Source organism: Rahnella sp. PAMC25559 (assembly GCF_050632365.1).
GTDB lineage: Bacteria > Pseudomonadota > Gammaproteobacteria > Enterobacterales > Enterobacteriaceae > Rahnella > Rahnella rivi.
This window is the reverse complement of record NZ_CP192543.1, coordinates 1,382,639-1,402,750: the sequence shown is the minus strand read 5'-3', so window position 1 is coordinate 1,402,750 and position 20,112 is coordinate 1,382,639. Positions and strand designations below refer to the sequence as shown.

At 52.9% G+C, this 20,112-nt stretch carries 17 protein-coding genes; 11 read left to right on the top strand and 6 right to left on the bottom strand.

Annotated features, from left to right (window positions below; translation table 11 throughout):
• Positions 1 to 44 precede the first annotated feature (44 nt).
• Entirely contained in the window at positions 45 to 530 is a 486-nt protein-coding gene (locus tag ACQZQY_RS07820; RefSeq protein WP_056776544.1) for a DNA polymerase III subunit chi, read from the top strand.
• The gene (locus ACQZQY_RS07815) at positions 523 to 3,378 is read left to right on the top strand and encodes a valine--tRNA ligase (RefSeq protein ID WP_122094371.1); all 2,856 of its coding nucleotides are present in this window, start codon (positions 523 to 525) and stop codon (positions 3,376 to 3,378) included. Before ACQZQY_RS07820 ends, ACQZQY_RS07815 begins: the two co-directional genes overlap by 8 nt.
• A gap of 44 nt (positions 3,379 to 3,422) precedes the next feature.
• On the opposite strand, the gene ACQZQY_RS07810 is transcribed toward ACQZQY_RS07815, so the two are convergent.
• Positions 3,423 to 4,466 carry a M48 family metallopeptidase gene (locus ACQZQY_RS07810; protein ID WP_431296878.1) on the bottom strand — a complete coding sequence of 348 codons (1,044 nt, stop codon included), beginning with the start codon at positions 4,464 to 4,466 and terminating at the stop codon, positions 3,423 to 3,425.
• A 3-nt stretch (positions 4,467 to 4,469) separates the two neighbouring features.
• Positions 4,470 to 5,660 (bottom strand): YjgN family protein, encoded by a 1,191-nt coding sequence (locus ACQZQY_RS07805; RefSeq protein ID WP_431296877.1) that lies wholly within the window; start codon positions 5,658 to 5,660, stop codon positions 4,470 to 4,472.
• A gap of 259 nt (positions 5,661 to 5,919) precedes the next feature.
• On the opposite strand from ACQZQY_RS07805, the gene ACQZQY_RS07800 reads away from it, so the two are divergent.
• From ACQZQY_RS07800 to ACQZQY_RS07785, 4 genes are all read left to right on the top strand, one after another.
• Positions 5,920 to 6,423 (top strand): GNAT family N-acetyltransferase, encoded by a 504-nt coding sequence (locus tag ACQZQY_RS07800; RefSeq protein WP_421670607.1) that lies wholly within the window; start codon positions 5,920 to 5,922, stop codon positions 6,421 to 6,423.
• Positions 6,424 to 6,466: 43 nt separating this feature from the next.
• Positions 6,467 to 7,207, top strand: a complete 741-nt coding sequence (locus ACQZQY_RS07795; protein ID WP_136375479.1) for a MurR/RpiR family transcriptional regulator — start codon at positions 6,467 to 6,469, stop codon at positions 7,205 to 7,207.
• 147 nt (positions 7,208 to 7,354) lie between these two features.
• The gene (locus ACQZQY_RS07790; protein ID WP_056776524.1) at positions 7,355 to 8,887 is read left to right on the top strand and encodes a PTS transporter subunit EIIC; all 1,533 of its coding nucleotides are present in this window, start codon (positions 7,355 to 7,357) and stop codon (positions 8,885 to 8,887) included.
• A 64-nt stretch (positions 8,888 to 8,951) separates the two neighbouring features.
• Complete coding sequence (locus ACQZQY_RS07785) at positions 8,952 to 10,385, top strand: 6-phospho-beta-glucosidase (protein ID WP_183848428.1); 1,434 nt, start codon at positions 8,952 to 8,954, stop codon at positions 10,383 to 10,385.
• 40 nt (positions 10,386 to 10,425) lie between these two features.
• On the opposite strand, the gene ACQZQY_RS07780 is transcribed toward ACQZQY_RS07785, so the two are convergent.
• The 3 genes from ACQZQY_RS07780 to rraB all read right to left on the bottom strand — a co-directional run bounded on the left by ACQZQY_RS07780 (position 10,426) and on the right by rraB (position 14,072).
• Positions 10,426 to 11,985 (bottom strand): family 43 glycosylhydrolase, encoded by a 1,560-nt coding sequence (locus tag ACQZQY_RS07780; RefSeq protein ID WP_431296876.1) that lies wholly within the window; start codon positions 11,983 to 11,985, stop codon positions 10,426 to 10,428.
• Positions 11,986 to 11,998: 13 nt separating this feature from the next.
• Positions 11,999 to 13,429, bottom strand: coding sequence for a glycoside-pentoside-hexuronide (GPH):cation symporter (locus ACQZQY_RS07775; RefSeq protein ID WP_431296875.1), 1,431 nt, complete (start codon positions 13,427 to 13,429; stop codon positions 11,999 to 12,001).
• Positions 13,430 to 13,646: 217 nt separating this feature from the next.
• The gene (gene rraB, locus ACQZQY_RS07770) at positions 13,647 to 14,072 is read right to left on the bottom strand and encodes a ribonuclease E inhibitor RraB (RefSeq protein WP_056776511.1); all 426 of its coding nucleotides are present in this window, start codon (positions 14,070 to 14,072) and stop codon (positions 13,647 to 13,649) included.
• 168 nt (positions 14,073 to 14,240) lie between these two features.
• Here rraB and argF point away from each other — a divergent pair, with 168 nt between their 5' ends.
• Both argF and ACQZQY_RS07760 read left to right on the top strand, forming a co-directional pair.
• Positions 14,241 to 15,248, top strand: coding sequence for an ornithine carbamoyltransferase (argF, locus tag ACQZQY_RS07765; RefSeq protein ID WP_431296874.1), 1,008 nt, complete (start codon positions 14,241 to 14,243; stop codon positions 15,246 to 15,248).
• 173 nt (positions 15,249 to 15,421) lie between these two features.
• Positions 15,422 to 17,209, top strand: coding sequence for a sugar phosphorylase (locus tag ACQZQY_RS07760; RefSeq protein ID WP_431296873.1), 1,788 nt, complete (start codon positions 15,422 to 15,424; stop codon positions 17,207 to 17,209).
• Here the strand turns inward: ACQZQY_RS07760 and ACQZQY_RS07755 are convergent.
• Positions 17,206 to 17,676 (bottom strand): YhcH/YjgK/YiaL family protein, encoded by a 471-nt coding sequence (locus ACQZQY_RS07755; protein WP_122094391.1) that lies wholly within the window; start codon positions 17,674 to 17,676, stop codon positions 17,206 to 17,208. The two genes, ACQZQY_RS07760 and ACQZQY_RS07755, sit on opposite strands and share 4 nt — an antisense overlap.
• 414 nt (positions 17,677 to 18,090) lie before the next feature.
• Between ACQZQY_RS07755 and pyrB the strand changes: the two genes are divergently transcribed.
• Genes pyrB through ridA form a run of 3 tightly spaced genes read left to right on the top strand, consistent with a single transcriptional unit; the run spans position 18,091 to position 19,951 of the window.
• Positions 18,091 to 19,026 (top strand): aspartate carbamoyltransferase, encoded by a 936-nt coding sequence (gene pyrB, locus ACQZQY_RS07750; RefSeq protein ID WP_056776496.1) that lies wholly within the window; start codon positions 18,091 to 18,093, stop codon positions 19,024 to 19,026.
• A gap of 18 nt (positions 19,027 to 19,044) precedes the next feature.
• Positions 19,045 to 19,509, top strand: a complete 465-nt coding sequence (gene pyrI, locus ACQZQY_RS07745) for an aspartate carbamoyltransferase regulatory subunit (RefSeq protein ID WP_056776493.1) — start codon at positions 19,045 to 19,047, stop codon at positions 19,507 to 19,509.
• A 55-nt stretch (positions 19,510 to 19,564) separates the two neighbouring features.
• Entirely contained in the window at positions 19,565 to 19,951 is a 387-nt protein-coding gene (gene ridA, locus ACQZQY_RS07740) for a 2-iminobutanoate/2-iminopropanoate deaminase (protein WP_056776488.1), read from the top strand.
• The last annotated feature ends 161 nt before the right edge of the window (positions 19,952 to 20,112 follow it).

The window sequence follows — 20,112 nt, the reverse complement described above, 5'->3', positions numbered from 1 at the left end:
CCAGTTGCGCCCCTGTTTTTTCTCAGCAGCACAGTGAACTCATCATGAAACAGGCAACCTTTTTTCTTCTCGATGCGCCGGATGCAAGTGGCGAGCTCAGCTCACACGAAGCGCTGGCCTGTCAGGTCGCCGCTGAACGTTACCGGATGGGCAAACGTGTCCTGCTGGCTTGTGAAGATCAACAACAGGCCGAGCGTCTGGATGAAGCACTCTGGAAGCGCGATCCGACCCACTTTGTGCCGCACAATCTGGCGGGCGAAGGCCCACGTTTTGGTGCGCCGGTGGAGCTCTGCTGGCCAGGTAAGCGCGGCAATGCGCCACGCGACCTGCTGATAAGCCTCCTGCCTGAGTTTGCAGATTTTGCTACTGCTTTCCATGAAGTGGTAGACTTCGTTCCTTACGAAGATTCCCTTAAACAACTTGCGCGCGAACGCTACAAAGCCTATCGCAGCGTGGGTTTCTCTTTGACGACGGCCACGCCGCCCTCCGTCACCACATCGACCGACGAAAATACGAAGCGAAATGGATAAGACATATAACCCGCAAGACATCGAGCAGCCGCTTTACGAGCACTGGGAACAACAGGGCTATTTCAAGCCACATGGTGATACCAGTAAAGAAAGCTTTGCCATCATGATCCCGCCGCCGAACGTTACCGGCAGCTTGCACATGGGTCATGCTTTCCAGCAAACCATCATGGACGCCATGATCCGCTATCAGCGCATGCAGGGCAAAAACACCCTGTGGCAGGCGGGCACCGACCATGCGGGTATCGCAACGCAAATGGTGGTTGAGCGTAAAATCGCGGCCGAAGAAGGCAAAACCCGTCACGACTATGGCCGTGAAGCGTTTATCAACAAAATCTGGGACTGGAAAGCAGAATCCGGCGGCACCATTACCCGCCAGATGCGCCGCCTCGGCGACTCCGTGGACTGGGAGCGCGAGCGCTTCACCATGGACGAAGGCCTGTCCAACGCCGTGCGCGAAGTGTTTGTTCGCCTGTACAAAGAAGACCTGATTTACCGTGGCAAACGCCTGGTGAACTGGGATCCGAAATTGCGCACCGCCATCTCCGACCTCGAAGTAGAAAACCGCGAATCCAAAGGTTCCATGTGGCACCTCCGTTATCCGCTGGCTGACGGCGCGAAAACCGCTGAAGGCAAAGATTATCTGGTTGTCGCCACCACCCGTCCGGAAACCGTGCTCGGTGATACCGGCGTGGCCGTTAACCCGGAAGATCCGCGTTACAAAGATCTGATCGGCAAAGAGATCATTCTGCCGCTGGTGGGCCGTCGCATTCCTATTTTGGGCGATGAACACGCAGATATGGAAAAAGGCACCGGCTGCGTGAAGATCACGCCTGCGCATGACTTTAACGACTATGAAGTCGGTAAACGTCACGGCCTGCCGATGATCAATATCCTGACTTTCGATGGCGATATCCGCCAGACCGCTGAAGTGTTCGACACCAATGGCGAAGAAAGTGATGCATGTGCCAATGATATCCCTGAGCAGTTCCGTGGCCTTGAGCGTTTTGCTGCGCGTAAAGCCGTGGTCGCAGCCTTTGATGAAGCGGGCCTGCTGGAAGAAGTTAAACCTCACGATCTGACCGTACCTTACGGCGACCGTGGCGGCGTGGTGATCGAGCCAATGCTGACCGACCAGTGGTACGTCCGTACCGCGCCGCTGGCGAAAGTGGCAGTAGAAGCCGTTGAGCAAGGTGAGATCCAGTTCGTGCCTAAACAGTACGAAAACATGTACTTCAGCTGGATGCGTGACATTCAGGACTGGTGTATTTCCCGTCAGCTGTGGTGGGGACACCGCATTCCGGCGTGGTATGACGCCGAAGGCAACGTTTTCGTTGGCCGCGACGAAGCGGAAGTACGCAGCGAAAACAATCTGGGCGCAGACGTCGTGCTGACTCAGGACGAAGACGTGCTCGACACCTGGTTCTCTTCCGGCCTGTGGACTTTCTCCACGCTGGGCTGGCCAGAACAGACGCCTGATCTCAAAGCCTTCCACCCTTCAAGCGTGGTCGTGAGCGGCTTCGACATCATCTTCTTCTGGATCGCGCGCATGATCATGATGACCATGCACTTCGTGAAAGACGAAAACGGCAAGCCACAGGTTCCGTTTAATACCGTTTACATGACCGGTCTTATCCGCGACGACGAAGGGCAGAAAATGTCCAAGTCCAAAGGTAACGTTATCGATCCGCTGGATATGATTGACGGTATCTCGCTGGAAGACCTGCTGGAAAAACGTACCGGCAACATGATGCAGCCTCAGCTGGCGGAAAAAATCCGCAAGCGTACCGAGAAGCAATTCCCGAACGGTATCGAACCGCACGGCACCGACGCCCTGCGCTTCACGCTGGCGGCACTGGCTTCTACTGGCCGTGACATCAACTGGGACATGAAGCGTCTTGAAGGCTACCGCAACTTCTGTAACAAGCTGTGGAACGCCAGCCGCTTCGTACTGATGAACACCGAAGATCAGGATTGTGGCCTGAACGGCGGCGAACTTGAGCTGTCACTGGCTGACCGCTGGATCCTCGCGGAATATAACCGCACGGTGAAAGCCTACCGTGATGCGATGGACAGCTATCGCTTCGATCTGGCTGCCAGCATTCTGTATGAATTCACCTGGAACCAGTTCTGCGACTGGTACCTGGAGCTGACCAAGCCGGTCATGAACGGGGGCAGCGAAGCACAACTGCGCGGTACCCGTCATACGCTGGTGGAAGTGCTGGAAGGTCTGCTGCGTCTTGCGCATCCGATCATTCCGTTCATCACTGAAACCATCTGGCAGCGCGTGAAAACGCTGAAAGGCATCACAGCTGAAACCATCATGCTGCAACCTTTCCCTGAGTTTGATGCGGCGAAAGCGGATGAACTGGCGCTGGCCGATCTCGAGTGGATCAAGCAGGCGATCATCGCAATCCGTAACGTGCGTGCCGAGATGAACCTGTCTCCGGCCAAGCCGCTGGAACTGCTGCTGCGCGGTGCAGGTGCGGATGCACAGCGTCGTGTGGAACAGAACCTGAGCTTTATTAAATCTCTGGCGCGTCTGGAATCCATCACCATTCTGCCTGCCGGCGACAAAGGCCCGGTGTCTGTCACCAAACTGGTCGAAGGCGCGGAACTGCTGATCCCGATGGCGGGTCTGATCGACAAAGATGCTGAGCTGGCACGTCTCGACAAAGAGATCGCAAAACTCGACGGCGAGATTGCTTCCATCGAAGGCAAACTGTCTAACGAAGGTTTTGTCGCGCGTGCGCCAGAAGCCGTTGTCGCAAAAGAACGCGAACGTCTGGCAGCCTGCGGTGAAGCGAAACTTAAGATTGCAGAGCAGAAAGCCACGATTGCCGCGCTGTAAACTCGCTAAAGCAAAATGATAAAGGCCGCGCAAGCGGCCTTTTTTTATGGGCGGCGAAACTCGTGTTTATCCGCTTCCCTGATATGTTCAATCCGTGACTGCATCGCCGGGTGCGTACTCAGCCAGTCCGGCAACGTGCTGTCGTGGATTTTTTCATTCTGCGCCTGCGCTGAGAGCAACATATAAATTTGCGCCATTTGCGCCAGCGACCGCCCTTCCCGCTTCATCTCTGCGATCGCCCAGTCATCCGCCTCGCGCTCCATGCTGCGCGAAAACTGCAATTCATTGGCAAGTGACGCCGTCTGAAGCAGCGTATCACCGATACCGCTGACATCTCCGGTCATCCACAGGAGCGTGAGTGACACCAGCGAAGAGCGCACCAGCATGCGCATCGGATGACGATAAGCATGATGAGCCATTTCATGCAGCATGACTGCCGCCAGCGCATCATCCCCGGGGCTGAGCTCCACCAGCTTATCGCTGAGGATCAGCGTGCCATCCGCCAGCATAAACGCATTAGCGGTATCAGGAATATTCATCAGTTTCAGGCTGACCGGCGTTCGGTCATCGCGCAATGATGGCGGAGTCACCTGCCGGAACAGCGCCTGAAGAGCGCTCTGCCGGCCATCGGGCAGCGCCGATGCCTGAAAATCACTGGCTTTCAGAAGCGTCATCGTATGACGACCAAGGTTCTGCTCAATGGTGGTCGGAATTCGCAGCGCAATGGCATGACTGGCCCAGGGTAATAAACCGTAGACATAAAAGATAATCAGCAGGCAGGTCGACAGCAGCGCAAGGATGACACCGCGCTTGTGGCTTTCCATACGATAAACCCAGCCCGGCTTTCGATGCTGCGACAGCCATTGACGAAACGGCGCGTCATCGGAAGGTACAAAACGGCTGCCGTCGGGAAATGTGAGGAATAAAGGGATAGTGCCGAGCGCGTCAGAAACATCAATATCACGCAGCGAAAATCGGGTCTGCGATTCCGGCGTGTTCAGCGTCAGCTGCTGTCCTTCTTCTAAAAAGAGGCGGGCAGCCTCACGCGCTGCCCGTCCCGGAGGCTGATAAAAGCCTTCAATGATCATGCATTACATACCGACGCCAAGATCAAACGCCTGTGCGACTTCTTCGGCAACGGCGGTGTTAACAGAATCGCTGTGTGCCTGCACATCCAGCAGTGATAAATCGCCAGAAACAGCGGTCGATGCGGCGATGTAACGCGCCATACGCACATGGGCCACCGGCGTCGCCAGACCCAGTGAGAACACCACAATCAGCGCATTAGTCAACAGAAGCCCCAGGTAGGAGAGGGTTTTCATCGAGGAATGCAGCTTAACCCCGTTGCCAATCCGTGTCTGGTTAAAGACGTAATTACGGATAGCCACGACCTGATAACTGGCAACCACCAGGGAACCCACCAGCAGAATGACGATGGCAAGGAAGAAACCAAACAGATTGCCCATCAGCATCGCACTGGCCATTTCATCAGACATACCGCCCATCAGAGCCATCTGATACAGGGTGGTGATAAACGATCCCATCAGCCAGAAGGCAAAGATAAGGAATGGCAGGAATAATAAAATGCCCAGCAGGCTGTATTTAATAAATGCGGCTTTCTTTAATTCGGCACTGAATGCCGTCTTTCCAAAGAACATATTATTGACGTACAGGTCGTGGGTCATAGCGCTGATAATCCCCTGAACGGCAGCAATACCAGGGACTAAGGCGACAGCCACCAGCACCACGCTCAGTAATATTGCACTGATACTGGCTGTCTGAACTGCAATCAGAACGATGGCCACAATCGGAATATACAACGCCAGCATCAGCAGGATCGGACACAGGTACAGGGTCCAGTAAGCGCGCCCTGTTTTGCAGTGATAATTAAAACGCACACCACGGTAGCTGGTCATGATCGCATTGTAGAGCCAGCTGCGAATAATCACCCACGGCAGCAGGGCGAAAAAGGCCAGCACGAACAATAACGCCAGATGCGGCATTATTGCCGCCAGAATATAAAAGACAATGATCCCTGCAATCACCAGCAAACGGCCTTTCAATATTTGAATTGGCTTTGCGTGATAATCAAAACGATCACCGTTTATTTCAGTATTACCCAGAAAATAACGACGACGGCGTACTGTCGCCCATGCAGAATAAATCCCTAATGTGACAATGGTCAGTAATGCATTAACCAGCCAGATTGCGAAATATTCTCCGCCCTTACCATGAAAACGGACCTGATGCAGGTTGTCGTTGTGTTGATTATTATCAGACATTTTTATCTTTCGTCCTGAAAGGAATGAGAAACCGTCTCTCCTGTAATTAAGAAAGAGGCGTAGTGCTTTACATAACGATGAAGATTTAATCACGCTCCGGTACAAGGAGGCAACGAATTCTTTACAATTCAGATGAAAAAGACTCTCATTTGCGTTAAGGAATATGCCGCAGAGGGGACGGCAGCGTTGCGCCCACCCGCCCTTAAATGGTATTAAAACGGTCTGTATGATTGCCGATTATTGAAACTGAGTGAGTAACATGACGACCACCTTTCCTGTCAGCGTGCTGGTGCGCCCGATCCGCCCTGAAGATAATGCCGCTATCGCTAACGTGATCCGCCACGTTTCTGCCGAATTTGGCCTGACGGCTGACAAAGGCTATACCGTCGCTGATCCGAATTTAGATCATCTGTATGAAAGCTACAGCCAGCCGCGCTGTGCTTATTGGGTGGTGGAACTGGATGGCGTGGTGGCCGGTGGTGGCGGTATGGCACCGCTGTCAGGTGCAGAGGACGATTTGTGCGAGTTGCAGAAGATGTACTTCATGCCTTCTTTGCGCGGCCAGGGTCTGGCAAAACGTCTGGCATTACAGGCCATCGATCATGCGCGTCAGCAAGGGTTTGCCCGCTGCTATCTGGAAACCACCGCCAGCCTGACTCAGGCCATTGCCCTGTATGAACGCCTCGGCTTCCGGCACATTGATGGCGCAATGGGGAATACAGGTCACGTCGATTGCGAAGTGACGATGTTGAAATATCTCTGACACCGCTTTCGTTCTTTAATCGATCATTGCAAACAGGCGCCTCATGTTCACACACAAAGCCATTTCCGCGTTAAATGAACTGGAACTGACGGTCTATAACTACATCGTCAAAAATGGCGACAAAGTGATGTACATGACTATCCGCGAACTGGCGGATGCCGCAGGCGTGTCTACCACCACTGTTTTGCGCTTCTGTAAAAAGATGGATTGCGACGGTTACTCAGAATTTCGTATCCGTTTTAAGCTGTTTTTAGAACATGAAGAAAAGCCGCCGGTATCTTTTGGAATCAGTGAAATTATCAGCTATTTCAAAAGTATTAATAACAGCGAGTTTGATGAATTATTAGATCAGGCCGCAAAACAAATATCTGATGCCCAGCGCATTATATTTGTGGGTGTGGGAACGTCAGGGTCACTCGGGAAATACAGCGCGCGTTTTTTCTCTAATGTTGGGAAATTCAGCACCTTTATTGACGACCCTTATTTCCCGATCAACAGCGATATGTATAAAGATGCCATCGCCATTATTCTTTCTGTTTCCGGTGAAACGGAAGAAGTGCTGCGCTTTGCCACACAGTTCAGCCAGCACAATTGCAAGATCATCAGCCTGACCAACAGCGAGAACTCCACGCTGGCGCGCATGGCAGACCTCAACATCTCTTACCACATGCCGCAAATCGTTCTTGAAGGCCAATATAATATTACTACGCAGATCCCGGTACTTTATATTATTGAAACTATCGGCAAGAAACTTCCGTTAATAAAACGTGACGCAGCGCAATGAAAAAACAGGGTGTTTTTACGTTGTGACATATTCCTAATCATGTTTTTTGTTATATCGTGACTTCATCCTTTCTTTTGCTACACTCCTGCCAGCGATTAAAAAAAATAAAACTCATCTCTGTACACCCCGGCAGGAGAATAATAAATAATGGCCATTGATTACGCACAAACAGCCCAGGATATTGTTAAATATATCGGCGGCAATGCTAATGTGATTAGCATCACACATTGCGCGACCCGTTTACGTTTTGTTCTGAAAGATAATAAAGCCGTCGATAAAGAAGAATTAAAACGTGTAAAAGGCGTGATCACAGTGATTGAGGCCGGTGGCCAGATGCAGGTGGTGATCGGCAACCATGTCAGCGATGCCTATAAACAGGTATTACAACTGATCGACATCGATGAAAACGCACCTGTTTCAGCGCCAAACGTCGGTATCGTCAGCCGGGTTATGGACGTCATCTCCAGCATTTTTACCCCGTTCCTTTATCAGCTCGCCGCCTGCGGTATTTTACAGGGGATTATCTCCTTCCTTGCCGCTGTCGGGATTATGGATGCGAACAGCGGCACCTACCGTATTCTCAACTTTGTGTCGTGGACGGCGTTTACTTTCCTGCCGGTAATGATTGCCTTCACCGCCGCCAAAAAATTCAACGTGAACCCGTTCACCGCCGTGATTACGGCCTGTGCGCTGATCAGCCCTGATTACATGAACATGCTGACGGCGTTCAAGATCACCTCAATCAACTCCGCTGACCCGGCCATGCAGCAACTGATGCGCGAAGCGGTGAGCAACCCTGATATCGCCAACATTCTGCAAAACGTGGTCGGCATTCCGGTTTCTGCACCGACGCTGGATTTCCTCGGCATTCCGGTGAAATACCTGAGTTACACCGCCTCCGTTATCCCGATCATTCTGATGGTCTGGGCGATGTCGTACATCGAGCACTTCTTTAATAAAGTGCTGCCGGTGGTTATCCGTAACCTGTTCACCCCCATGTTCTGTATCGCCATTATGGTGCCGATGACCCTGCTGGTGTTCGGCCCGGTCGGTAACATGATCGGCGGCGCGATCGGCGGCGTTTATAATTATCTCTATCACCTCAGCCCGATCATTGCCGGTTTCGTGGTCGGCGCCTTCTGGCAACCGCTGGTCACGCTGGGCGTTCACTGGGGCATTACGCCGGTGACCGTCGGCAACTACGCGACCTTGGGTTATGACACCTTTACCGGCCTGCAGGCTTCCGCCGTCTTCGCGATGACCGGCAGCATGTTCGGCGTGTACCTGAAAACCCGCAGCCGTGAAATGAAAGGCATCTCGCTCTCCGCCGGCGTGACCGGTCTGTTTGGCATCACTGAACCGGCCATTTACGGTGTGGCGCTGCGCCTGAAAAAACCGTTCCTGTGCAGCTGCGTTGCGGGCGGTATCGGCGGCGCGATAGCCGGTTCCTTTAATGCGGTGTCATGGAGCTACTGCCTGCCGGGTATCGCCGTGCTGCCGGTGTTCTTTAAAGAAGGCCACATGCCGCAGTTCCTTGGCTTCCTGCTGTCGATAAGCGTGGCCTTTGTTCTTGGTGCGCTCTTCACCTGGCTGGTCGGCTTCAAAGACGAGCCCGATGTGGTAGCCACCAAAAAGGTACAGGCGGAATCCCGGCGTGCCGCGCAGGCGGAAATGAATTAAATCTGACATTACGATCTACAGGGCAGAAGCAATCTGCCCTCATCAAGTATCCAGGGAGAATCAAATGAGTCATCAGTTACCGAAAGATTTCTTGTGGGGCGGCGCGGTAGCGGCGCATCAGGTTGAAGGCGGCTGGAACAAAGGCGGCAAAGGCATCAGCATCTGCGACGTGCTTTCCGGCGGCGCACATGGCGTTGACCGCGTGATGACCGACGGCGTGCTGGAGGGTTACAGTTATCCAAACCACGAAGCCGTCGATTTCTACTCGCACTACAAAGAAGATATCGCGCTGTTCGCTGAGATGGGCTTCAAATGCTTCCGCACCTCGATTGCGTGGACGCGCATCTTCCCGAACGGTGACGAATTACAGCCTAACGAAGCCGGTCTGCAATTCTACGATGATATGTTTGATGAACTACTCAAACACAATATCGAGCCGGTCATTACCCTTTCTCACTTTGAGATGCCGTGGCATCTGGTGAAAGAATATGGCGGCTGGAAAAACCGTCAGGTGGTGGATTTCTTTGTGCGTTTCAGCCAGGTGGTAATGGAGCGTTACAAAGGCAAGGTCAAATACTGGATGACCTTCAACGAGATCAACAACCAGCGCAACTGGAAGTACCCGTTGTTCGGTTATTGCTGCTCCGGCGTGGTGTTTACCGAGCAAGAAAATCCGGAAGAAACTATGTATCAGGTGCTGCATCATCAGTTCGTTGCCAGTGCCAAGGTGGTCAAACTCGGCCATGCCATTAATCCTGATTTCAAAATCGGCTGCATGATCGCCATGGTGCCGCTTTATCCGTTCTCCTGCCATCCGGACGACGTGATGTATTCCGTCGAAGCGATGCACGAACGCTTCCTGTTCAGCGACGTACATATGCGAGGTTACTACCCGGCATATGCGCTGAAAGAGTGGGAACGTCGCGGTTTCAATATCAAAATGGAAGACGGCGATCTTCAGGCGCTGCGCGACGGCTGTGCCGATTACATCGGCCTGAGCTATTACATGAGCAACGCAATTTCGGCGCACAACCCGAGCGATGATAACGGCCTGTCCGGCTTTGCGGGCAGCGTGCCGAATCCACATGTGAAGGCATCCGACTGGGGCTGGCAGATTGATCCTGTCGGTCTGCGTTACACCCTGAATATCTTGTACGAACGTTATCAGAAGCCGCTGTTTATCGTCGAAAATGGCTTTGGCGCAATCGACAAAGCCGGTGAAGACGGCGTCATTCACGACGATTACCGCATCGCCTATCTGAAGGCGCACATCGTGCAGATGAAAAAAGCCGTGCTGGAAGATGGCGTAGATCTGATGGGCTACACGCCGTGGGGCTGCATCGACTGCGTGTCGTTCACCACTGGCCAGTACAGCAAACGTTACGGCTTCATTCACGTCGATAAAAACGACGACGGCACCGGCACGATGGCGCGCTCTAAAAAAGAGAGCTTCGGCTGGTATCAGAAAGTGATTGGCAGTAACGGTGAAGTGCTTTAAGAAGAGAACAGCCAGCTCCCGCGAGCTGGCTTTTTTATGGCTATCGGGCGCTCATCGAAAAATAGGCAAACTCGCCGTAGCCCGCATCAGCATTGACAGCAGAGGCCGCCGAATAAAGGCCAATTTTCGCCCCCACCCATTTCCCTGCTGAAATTGAAAATTGAGATTCAACAGCTTTCCACTCTTCCGTTTCGACCTGCCTGAAGGAAAAATGACAAACGCCACGTGACAATACATCCGCCCTGATGAACACCGCGTCATGACCAGTGAGCGTTGCCAGCACGGTTCTTTTCTGGTTCAGAAAGCCTTTATCGCTCATCCACCCGAAATCGAACACCAGCACCCACCCGCCATCCTGCTGACACACCGAAACCGCTCCGTATCTCTCGCCATACACAATCAAACCGCTTTGCTCACCGTCATGGTTAAAATGCGGTATCAGACGGGTGGTCACCGTGAATTCAGGGGCGGAGAGTTTCTGCAAAAGCAGTTGCGGCGTGTCATACAAAGACCGTGCGCCATAAGGCTGGCAGGCCAGTTTCAGGCCAGTCGTCGACGGGATTACCCAGTCTGGCTGCGGGTTCGCCTGCCACTGCCATTGCAGGCCAAAGCGCCCGTCGGCAAAACTGTCCGACGTTTGCGGAACGTATCGCATCCCCTGAGCGTATGCAGCAGGTTTTGTGTACACCGATACCGGCTGCCCCAGCCCTTCGGCATTGATTTTTTTGCCGATCACCGGCCAGTCATCGCCGTTCCAGCGCATCGGTTGCAGGTGCACTATCCGGCCATTGTGTGCGGCATCCTGAAAATGAACAAACCAGCATTCGCCGTTTTTCAGTTCCACCCAGCCACCCTGGTGAGGGCCATTCACGGTCGTGGTACCCTGATGTAAAACATCGCGCGCCTCAAACGGGCCGCTCAACTGGCGGGAGCGTAATACGGTCTGCCAGCCACTTTCAACGCCGCCGGCAGGGGCAAAAATATAATACCAGCCATGACGCCGGTAGATTTTGGGCCCTTCGATAGTCGGATGGGAAACCGCGCCATCGAAAATGATTTTACCCTCATCGAGCAGGGACGTGGCGTCCGGGGACATTTCGCAAAGCTGTAGCTGATGCTTGATTCCGGAACGACTGTAGGCGAATGCATGAACCAGCCACGCCCGCCCGTCCTCATCCCAGAACGGACAAGGGTCGATCCAGCCTTTCACCACTTTAATACACTGCGGCTCGCTCCATTCTTTGGCCGGGTCTTCGGCATAAGACATAAAAATGCCTTCATCGGGCATGCTGTAAAACACCCAGAACAGCCCGTTGTGATACCGAATACTCGGCGCCCAGATCCCTTTACCAGGCTGCATGCTGTCGTATGCCAGCGAGTTAATCCGCTGCACGACGTGATTAATGATTTTCCAGTTCACCAGATCGGTTGAATGAAGAACGGGCAGGCCCGGAATATGGTTAAAACTCGAGGCCACCATATAAATATCGTCGCCCACACAAACAATATCCGGGTCCGAATAATCCGCATGCAAAACAGGATTCTGATAACGCCCGTCACCCAAATCTGCGCACCAGCCAGCGTGGTTAATCTTCTCCATATTCATCTCCCCCTTATTTAACCGCCATCACAGGCGCAAGATTACCGGCTGCGTTTTCCTGCTCGCGGGCAATATCACCGCTGCGTTTCGCCAGATCCGTCTGAATATTCTTCATCGTGGCATCATCGAGTTTGTAGAAGCGGGCAAGGAAATAGAGGATCAGATAGGACACTGAAGGTCCGACGGTCAGCAGACCGATGATGCCAGTGGTTGCCAGCGCGGTTTGGGTTTCTGCACCAGCGTGATAACCGAACCAGCCGAGTGAGAACCCGACGAACGCCCCGGCAAAGGCCATCCCCAGTTTTAACGCGAACAGATTCCCTGAGAAAGAGAGGCCGGTGATCCGCCGCCCTGTTTTCCACTCACCATAATCCGCCGCATTGGCCATCATGTTCCATTTAAACGGCTGGTACATCTGGTGTAAAAAACCAATGATGAAATACAACGGGAAAATCACCGGCAGGAATTTCGGCGGTACGAAAAACATCACAACGCCCGTCAGAACCAGCAGCAGGTTGATATTTTTAAACATCGCCAGCGTGCTGAACCGTTTGGCAAAATACCCCGCCGCCATCGCCCCGAATATCGTGCCGACCACGCTGGTGGTAATAAATGTACTTTTCATCGCCGTACCGCTGACCAGACTCTGCCCCTTATCCAGCATCAGATACGTCGCGTAATACAACGTGGCGGAGCTGCGCATCACTCCGGCCATACTGGAGAAAAAGGTGATAATCGCGACAATACGCCACTGATCGTTCGACAGCAGATTTTTCAAATCACTCATCACCGATACCTGACGGGTATCCTCCGCCGTGATGCGTTCTTTGGTGAAACAAAAACAGAACACCAGCATACACACCGCAATCGCGCCCATCACCGCCATCGTCGCCTGATATCCGGCCTGCAGATTCTCTTTACCAAAATAATCCACCAGCCACAAAGTACCGACAGAAACCAGTAAACCCGCCAGTGAGGAAATCGTGAACCGGTAGGATTGTGCAGAAAGCCGGTCTTTATCATCTGTGGTAATCACCCCACCCAGCGCGCAGTAAGGAATATTGATAAAGGTGTAACACAGCATCAGCAGCGAATAAGTAATGTAGGCATAAAGCAGTTTTCCGGAATGACCAAAATCAGGCGTGGTGAACGTCATCACCGCCAGCACGGCATAAGGAATGGCGAACCAAATCAACCACGGGCGAAAATGCCCCCAGCGGGTTTTCACGCGGTCCGCAACAATACCGGTGAGCGGATCGCTGACGGCATCCAGAATGCGTGTGACCAGAAACATCACCCCGACCGCTGCCGCGGAAAGCCCGTAGATATCGGTATAAAAGTAGGTCAGAAACATCGTGACGGAGGAATAAACGATCCCGCAAGCGGCGTCTCCCATACCAAAACCAAGTTTTTCTATAACAGACAATTTCTTTACGGCTGCCATAATCTGACTCCACACCATGAGGTAGAATATCTTTCAGAATTGGTATGTTAACTTTTGGCAGGTGCGTTGAATTTAACCATATTTCACTTAGGGTTTATGAAATTTGCTTAATGCGAAGGGAGTCACAAAGGGGGGCTGTCATGCACAAACAAAAAAGGCCACCGTCTCCGGCAGCCTTTTCTTTCTTCATGAATCGAAATTCAGAAGCCCGACTCAATCAATGACGTTTGCCGTCATCATCTTCGTCGATGAAATCTTCGTCTTCGCCTTCTTCACCTTCTTCGTCGTCGTCGCCTTCGAAGTAAGTGCCCCAGCCGTCGTAGTTAACGCCGTTGGTTTCGGCCAGATTCATCAGTTGCTCAACCTGTGCGTCGATAAGCTCTGCATTCAGCGCCACTTCGCTAATCACGTCACAGCACATCATGACAGTACCGTCTTCAGCTTCCAGCTCTTCCGGGTCGGAAACTTCATAACCCAGTTTGAAAGCTTCTACGACCGCTTTCTCCAGAACTTCGAACTTTTCTGAAGATAAGTGGTGTTCAATGGTGTAAAGCGCGTCAGGATCGCTGCCATCGTCCAGCAGCTCTTCGATGATTAAGCGAGTTTCTTCACGTTGTTCTTCCAGCAATTCACGGTTTGCCATTTCTCAGTCCTCAATCAATTTGACGTTTGTACGCTATTTTCACACACCATAGAGCGCGCCTCCACTATTAAAGAGAAAGTTTTCTCTGCGGGGTTGTAATTGCATATTCATACATATAAATTGAATTTTAATTCAATCCGAAATGCTTACGCGCTATGGAGCGACATCATGAGTTTGTTGAGTAAACGTCATTTTCTCAGGTTACTGGATTTTACCCCGTCAGAGATTTCGTCCCTGCTGACACTCTCCGCTGAACTGAAAGCGGCAAAAAAAAATGGTACCGAGAAAGCCCGCCTGCAAGGCAAAAACATCGCGCTCATCTTCGAAAAAGACTCAACCCGCACACGATGCTCTTTCGAAGTTGCCGCATATGACCAGGGGGCAAAAGTCACTTATCTCGGCCCCAGTGGCAGCCAGATCGGCCATAAAGAATCGATGAAAGACACCGCCCGCGTATTGGGCCGGATGTACGACGGTATTCAGTATCGTGGCTTCGGTCAGGATAAAGTGGAAACGCTGGCGGAATATTCCGGCGTGCCGGTATGGAATGGCTTAACCAATGAATTTCACCCGACGCAGCTGCTGGCCGACCTGCTGACCATGCAGGAGCATCTGCCAAATCAGCCGCTCAAAGGGATGCGCCTGGCGTATCTGGGCGACACACGTAACAATATGGGCAACTCGCTGCTGGAAGCTGCCGCGCTGTGCGGGCTGGATTTACGCCTTGTGGCACCGTCAGTATGCTGGCCCGATGCCGAACTGGTCGCGACCTGTCAACATCTCGCAAATGAAAATGGCGGCACTATCACGCTCACCGAAGACATTGCCACCGGCGTGAAAGACGCGGATTTCCTCTATACCGACGTCTGGGTGTCGATGGGTGAACCGAAAGAGGCCTGGAAGGAGCGCATCAACCTGCTGCGCCCTTATCAGGTGAACAGCGCGATGCTGGCGCTGACCGGCAATCCTGACGTGAAATTCCTGCACTGTCTGCCTGCGTTCCATGATGATCAGACCACACTCGGCAAACAAATGGCCGAAGAATACGGTTTACAGGGCGGTATGGAAGTCACTGACGACGTCTTTGAGTCCCGCCACAGCGTCGTGTTCGATCAGGCGGAAAACCGTCTGCACACCATCAAAGCCGTCATGGTTGCCACACTCGGTACAGAATAAATTCCACGGCATCATCCCGACTTTTTTGCGGATGATGCCGCCTTTTTCCTCCAGAATTCTCCGTTATCCCCCCTTTTGTCGCCACAGCCGGTCATTTTCAACTAACCTTTTTAAAGCGCTTTCGTTTTATCGTCTTTGTCAGAAAAACAGAAATGCAGTGAGAAGGAACCGATATGAGCTCAGTAAATCTTGAGTATGTCCTGCGGCTGGAAAGCCTGTTAAGCAGGATTTACCCCAGGGAACACATCGCCGATCTGCTGAAAAAAATTCTGCATCTCGCCAACAAATGGGATTACGGCAAACACCGCACCACCGGCTGGGTGGACGGTACGAATATTTATCTGATTACCTATGGCGATAATATCCGCCAGGGCAAGCAACCGCCGCTGGCAACGCTGAATCATTTTGCTAACACCTATTTGCGCGACATTATCAGCGACATACATATTTTGCCGATGTACCCGTACAGCTCGGATGACGGCTTCAGCGTGATCGACTACCGGCGAATCGACGAAAATCTCGGAGGATGGTCTGACATTCATCACCTGTCAGAGAACTTTAATCTGATGTTCGACTGCGTGATTAATCACATCTCGCGTTCAAGCGACTGGATGAAAGGCTATCTGCACGACGATCCCTATTACAAAGGGTATTTCATCGACGCCAACCCTGAACTCGATTACAGCCGCGTTGTGCGCCCGCGCGCTTCGCCGCTGCTCTCTCCCTTTATCAAAGCCGACGGCACCGAGCTGTATCTGTGGACAACCTTCAGCGAAGATCAGGTGGACATTAATTTCAAAAATCCGCAGGTCCTGCTGGAAAGCATCGACGTGCTGCTGCAATACGCGGCGAGCGGCGGGCAGTCGATTCGCCTCGATGCCATCGGGTATATCTGGAAGGAAGCCGGAACCTCCTGTATTCACCTGCCACAGGCGCACAACATCATCAAAGTGTGGCGCACGATTCTGGATGAAGTGATCCCCGGCACGCGGTTGATTACCGAAACCAACGTTCCGCATCACGAAAACATCAGTTATTTCGGTGAAGGCGATGAGGCGCACATGGTGTATCAGTTCCCGCTGCCGCCGCTGACGCTGCATGCGTTTTTACGCGAAGACACCACCACACTCACCCGCTGGGCACAGAGCCTGAATGCCGAAGCGCGCTACCCTGACACCACGTATTTCAACTTCCTCGCCAGCCACGACGGGATCGGCCTGCGCCCGACAGAAACCTTTCTCAGCGATGAAGAACGCAAATACATGGCGCAGGAAACGCTGCGCAAAGAGGGGCGCGTCTCCTACAAAGACAACGGCGACGGCACCCATTCTCCTTATGAGCTGAATATCAATTACCTGAGCGCACTGACCGAGCCGGAAGACAGCGTCGAAATGAAAGCGCGCAAGTTCCTGGCGGCGCAGGCGCTGTTGTTGTCGTTCATCGGCGTTCCGGCGATTTATATCCACAGCCTGCTGGGCAGCGAAAACGATCTCGACGGCATGCATCAGTCCGGGATCAACCGGCGCATCAACCGTAAAAAGCTGGATCTGAGTAAAATTGAGGCCGAACTGGAAAAGAAAGACAGTTTGCCCGCGCGGGTTTTCGAGGGCTTACAGGCACTGATAAGGCACCGGCGCGCCCATCCGGCGTTCTCGCCACAGGCTGGTCAGCGGGTGTTTGACCTCGGGAAATCGCTGTTTGCTATGGAACGCTATGATCCGAAAACAGAAGACCGCATAACCTGCGTGTTTAACATCAGCAGCCGTTCACAGGTGCTGAAACTGGCGGTAGAAGGCAAGGATCTGATTGGCGGGGACGTGTTTAACGGGCAGACGCGACTCCAGCCGTGGCAGGTGGTGTGGATCAAACACAAACTGAAAGCGCCAGAACGCCTCGGAAGACTGCGTCGCTGGCGGATGAAATTGTTTAAACGTACTAAACGTCAGCCTGCAGAGCGTTAAGCGGGTAACACGCTGGCGTCCATTTTCACCACGGCTTTGCGCACGTTGGCCGGTTCGCCAACGGCGCACAGCGGTTTATGCACTTCGCCCGGATAAAACACCACGAAATCGCCGGTTTGCATGATCATGGTTTTTTCCTGTTCACCGGCAGCCAGAAACGCGATGTCCTTGTCGGCCAGCCAGTCGGTGTCAACGTACCCTGCCGGTAAGTTGCTGAAAGTCATGCCTTCAGTCCCATTGAGGATAATCTGAATATCCAGATAACGCGCATGAAACTCGGCGCGGCGTTCTGCCTGAGGTGCCGTTGAATCATTGGAAATCAGCACGAAAACGTCATCGCCACAGATATCGTGTTTACCCAGCGGGGTATCGGCGTTGATGTTCTGTTTGACGAATTCGATCGCTTCTCGCAGCGCGGCAGGCAGATAGGGGACTAAATGTAACTGATGAATATTACCGGTAATCATGATTTTCCCTTTGCTGTAGTAAAAATGAAATGATGTTTCAATGTTGGAACATGATAATGCACTCTTGCCCTGCGCCCCTTGATCCAGTTAACACTTTTTGCCTGCGGATCCGGCCACAGCCAAACGTTTGCCTGCGGGCGATTTTCCGCTTGATGTCGCCGGTTACGCGCGTATAATGCGCCACAATTTGCCGGGAGAACCCATGAACATTTGCCACGTTTTGCGCTCAGACGATCGACCAGACACCGTGCCATCAGGCAGCCCGCTGCCGTTGTTCTTCCGTTGTATTGCTGGTCAGCGTTCAGTTGATCAAAAAGAAAGGCCCCTCATTGCAGGGGCTTTTTTTTGTCCGAAATTTGAGTGTGCAGCCACTGCAAGCACATCTTTTAAGCACAAAGAAACAGGAGAATGACGATGGCGAATCCGCTGTATCTAAAAGACATCATTTCAATTAACGATCTCAGCCGCGAGGAGCTCGAGCTGGTGCTCGAGACCGCCGCCAGCCTGAAAGCCAGTCCGCAGCCTGAATTGTTGAAACACAAAGTCATCGCCAGCTGTTTCTTTGAAGCGTCCACCCGCACGCGCCTGTCGTTTGAAGCCTCCGTTCACCGCCTCGGTGCGTCGGTGGTCGGGTTCTCGGACAGCAGCAACACGTCGCTTGGCAAAAAAGGCGAGACGCTGGCCGACACCATTTCGGTGATCAGCACCTACGTCGATGCCATTGTGATGCGCCATCCGCAGGAAGGCGCGGCGCGTCTGGCCACTGAATTCTCCGGCAACATTCCGGTACTGAACGCCGGTGACGGTGCGAATCAGCATCCGACCCAAACCCTGCTGGACTTGTTCACTATTCAGGAAACACAGGGCCGCCTGGATAACATCAACATCGCCATGGTCGGCGACCTGAAATATGGCCGCACGGTGCATTCCCTGGCGCAGGCGCTGGCGAAATTTAACGGCAACCGTTTCTACTTTATCGCCCCGGACGCACTGGCGATGCCGGGCTACATTCTGGCGCTGCTGGAAGAGAAAGGGATTGAATACAGCCTGCATAGCAGCATCGAGGAGGTCGTGCCGGACATCGATATTCTGTACATGACCCGCGTGCAGAAAGAGCGTCTTGATCCCTCAGAGTACGCCAATGTGAAGGCGCAGTTTGTGTTACGCGCCGCCGATCTGACCCATGCTCAGCCGCATCTGAAAGTGCTGCATCCGCTGCCGCGTATTGACGAGATCACGCCGGATGTCGATAAAACGCCTTACGCCTGGTATTTCCAGCAGGCCGGAAACGGCATTTTTGCGCGCCAGGCGTTGCTGGCACTGGTGCTTAACGCAGACACTGCCCAATAAACTTGAGGAGAAACGATCATGACTCACGACAATAAACTTCAGGTTGAAGCGATCAAATGCGGTACGGTGATCGACCATATTCCCGCGCAGGTCGGGTTTAAGCTGCTGTCTCTGTTCAAATTTACCCAGACGGAACAACGCGTCACCGTCGGCCTGAACCTGCCGTCCGGCGAACTTGGCCGCAAAGACATCATCAAAATCGAGAATACGTTTCTGACCGACGAGCAGGTCAATCAGCTGGCGGTGTACGCCCCGCGCGCGACGGTAAATCGCATTGATGATTATGAAGTGGTGAAGAAACTGATGCCGACGCTGCCGGACCGGATTGTGGGCGTTTTACGCTGTCCGAACGGCAACTGCATCAGCCGCTTTGAGCCGGTGGATTCCAGTTTTGCGGTGAAACAGCGTGCTGACGGCGTGCACCTGAAATGTAAGTATTGCGAGAAAGAGTTTGAGCACCAGGTGGTGCTGAACAACGATTAACCCTTTATACTGAGGGATAATTTTTCATTCACCTTAACTCAAATCAGGAGACATTATGTCCCGCGAAATCAGCACTGAAAACGCTCCGGCAGCCATCGGTCCTTATGTTCAGGGCGTCGATCTGGGCAGCATGATCATCACGTCCGGTCAGATCCCGGTGGATCCTAAAACCGGCGCCGTGGCCGACGATATCGCCGCTCAGGCACGCCAGTCACTGGAAAACGTGCAGGCGATCGTGGAAGCCGCTGGCCTGAAAGTTTCAGACATCGTGAAAACCACCGTTTTCGTGAAAGATCTGAACGACTTCGCCACCGTTAACGCCACATATGAAGCCTTCTTCACCGAACACAACGCGCCATTCCCAGCCCGTTCTTGCGTTGAAGTCGCGCGTCTGCCAAAAGACGTGAAAATCGAAATCGAAGCCATCGCTGTACGCCGTTAATTCGCGCCACCGATGCACCAGACCAGCCTGCGGGCTGGTTTTTTTTGCCCCATTATCAGGCAAAGAACCCGCTTTCCGCCCTATAATTAAGCAGCCCTGCCTCTTTTCTCCTGATTTCCAGCCCATTTTGCACGCTGGCACACTTTATGCCTGATCTTCAT

Excerpts from the sequence above, each read along its gene's own strand:
- ACQZQY_RS07755 (WP_122094391.1), bottom strand. The coding sequence starts at position 17,676 with ATGATTACCGGTAATATTCATCAGTTACATTTAGTCCCCTATCTGCCT.
- pyrB (WP_056776496.1), top strand. The coding sequence starts at position 18,091 with ATGGCGAATCCGCTGTATCTAAAAGACATCATTTCAATTAACGATCTC.
- ACQZQY_RS07760 (WP_431296873.1), top strand. The coding sequence starts at position 15,422 with ATGAGCTCAGTAAATCTTGAGTATGTCCTGCGGCTGGAAAGCCTGTTA.
- ACQZQY_RS07785 (WP_183848428.1), top strand. The coding sequence starts at position 8,952 with ATGAGTCATCAGTTACCGAAAGATTTCTTGTGGGGCGGCGCGGTAGCG.
- ridA (WP_056776488.1), top strand. The coding sequence starts at position 19,565 with ATGTCCCGCGAAATCAGCACTGAAAACGCTCCGGCAGCCATCGGTCCT.
- argF (WP_431296874.1), top strand. The coding sequence starts at position 14,241 with ATGAGTTTGTTGAGTAAACGTCATTTTCTCAGGTTACTGGATTTTACC.
- ACQZQY_RS07820 (WP_056776544.1), top strand. The coding sequence starts at position 45 with ATGAAACAGGCAACCTTTTTTCTTCTCGATGCGCCGGATGCAAGTGGC.
- ACQZQY_RS07795 (WP_136375479.1), top strand. The coding sequence starts at position 6,467 with ATGTTCACACACAAAGCCATTTCCGCGTTAAATGAACTGGAACTGACG.
- ACQZQY_RS07780 (WP_431296876.1), bottom strand. The coding sequence starts at position 11,985 with ATGGAGAAGATTAACCACGCTGGCTGGTGCGCAGATTTGGGTGACGGG.
- ACQZQY_RS07810 (WP_431296878.1), bottom strand. The coding sequence starts at position 4,466 with ATGATCATTGAAGGCTTTTATCAGCCTCCGGGACGGGCAGCGCGTGAG.
- pyrI (WP_056776493.1), top strand. The coding sequence starts at position 19,045 with ATGACTCACGACAATAAACTTCAGGTTGAAGCGATCAAATGCGGTACG.
- ACQZQY_RS07815 (WP_122094371.1), top strand. The coding sequence starts at position 523 with ATGGATAAGACATATAACCCGCAAGACATCGAGCAGCCGCTTTACGAG.
- ACQZQY_RS07775 (WP_431296875.1), bottom strand. The coding sequence starts at position 13,429 with ATGGCAGCCGTAAAGAAATTGTCTGTTATAGAAAAACTTGGTTTTGGT.
- rraB (WP_056776511.1), bottom strand. The coding sequence starts at position 14,072 with ATGGCAAACCGTGAATTGCTGGAAGAACAACGTGAAGAAACTCGCTTA.
- ACQZQY_RS07805 (WP_431296877.1), bottom strand. The coding sequence starts at position 5,660 with ATGTCTGATAATAATCAACACAACGACAACCTGCATCAGGTCCGTTTT.
- ACQZQY_RS07800 (WP_421670607.1), top strand. The coding sequence starts at position 5,920 with ATGACGACCACCTTTCCTGTCAGCGTGCTGGTGCGCCCGATCCGCCCT.
- ACQZQY_RS07790 (WP_056776524.1), top strand. The coding sequence starts at position 7,355 with ATGGCCATTGATTACGCACAAACAGCCCAGGATATTGTTAAATATATC.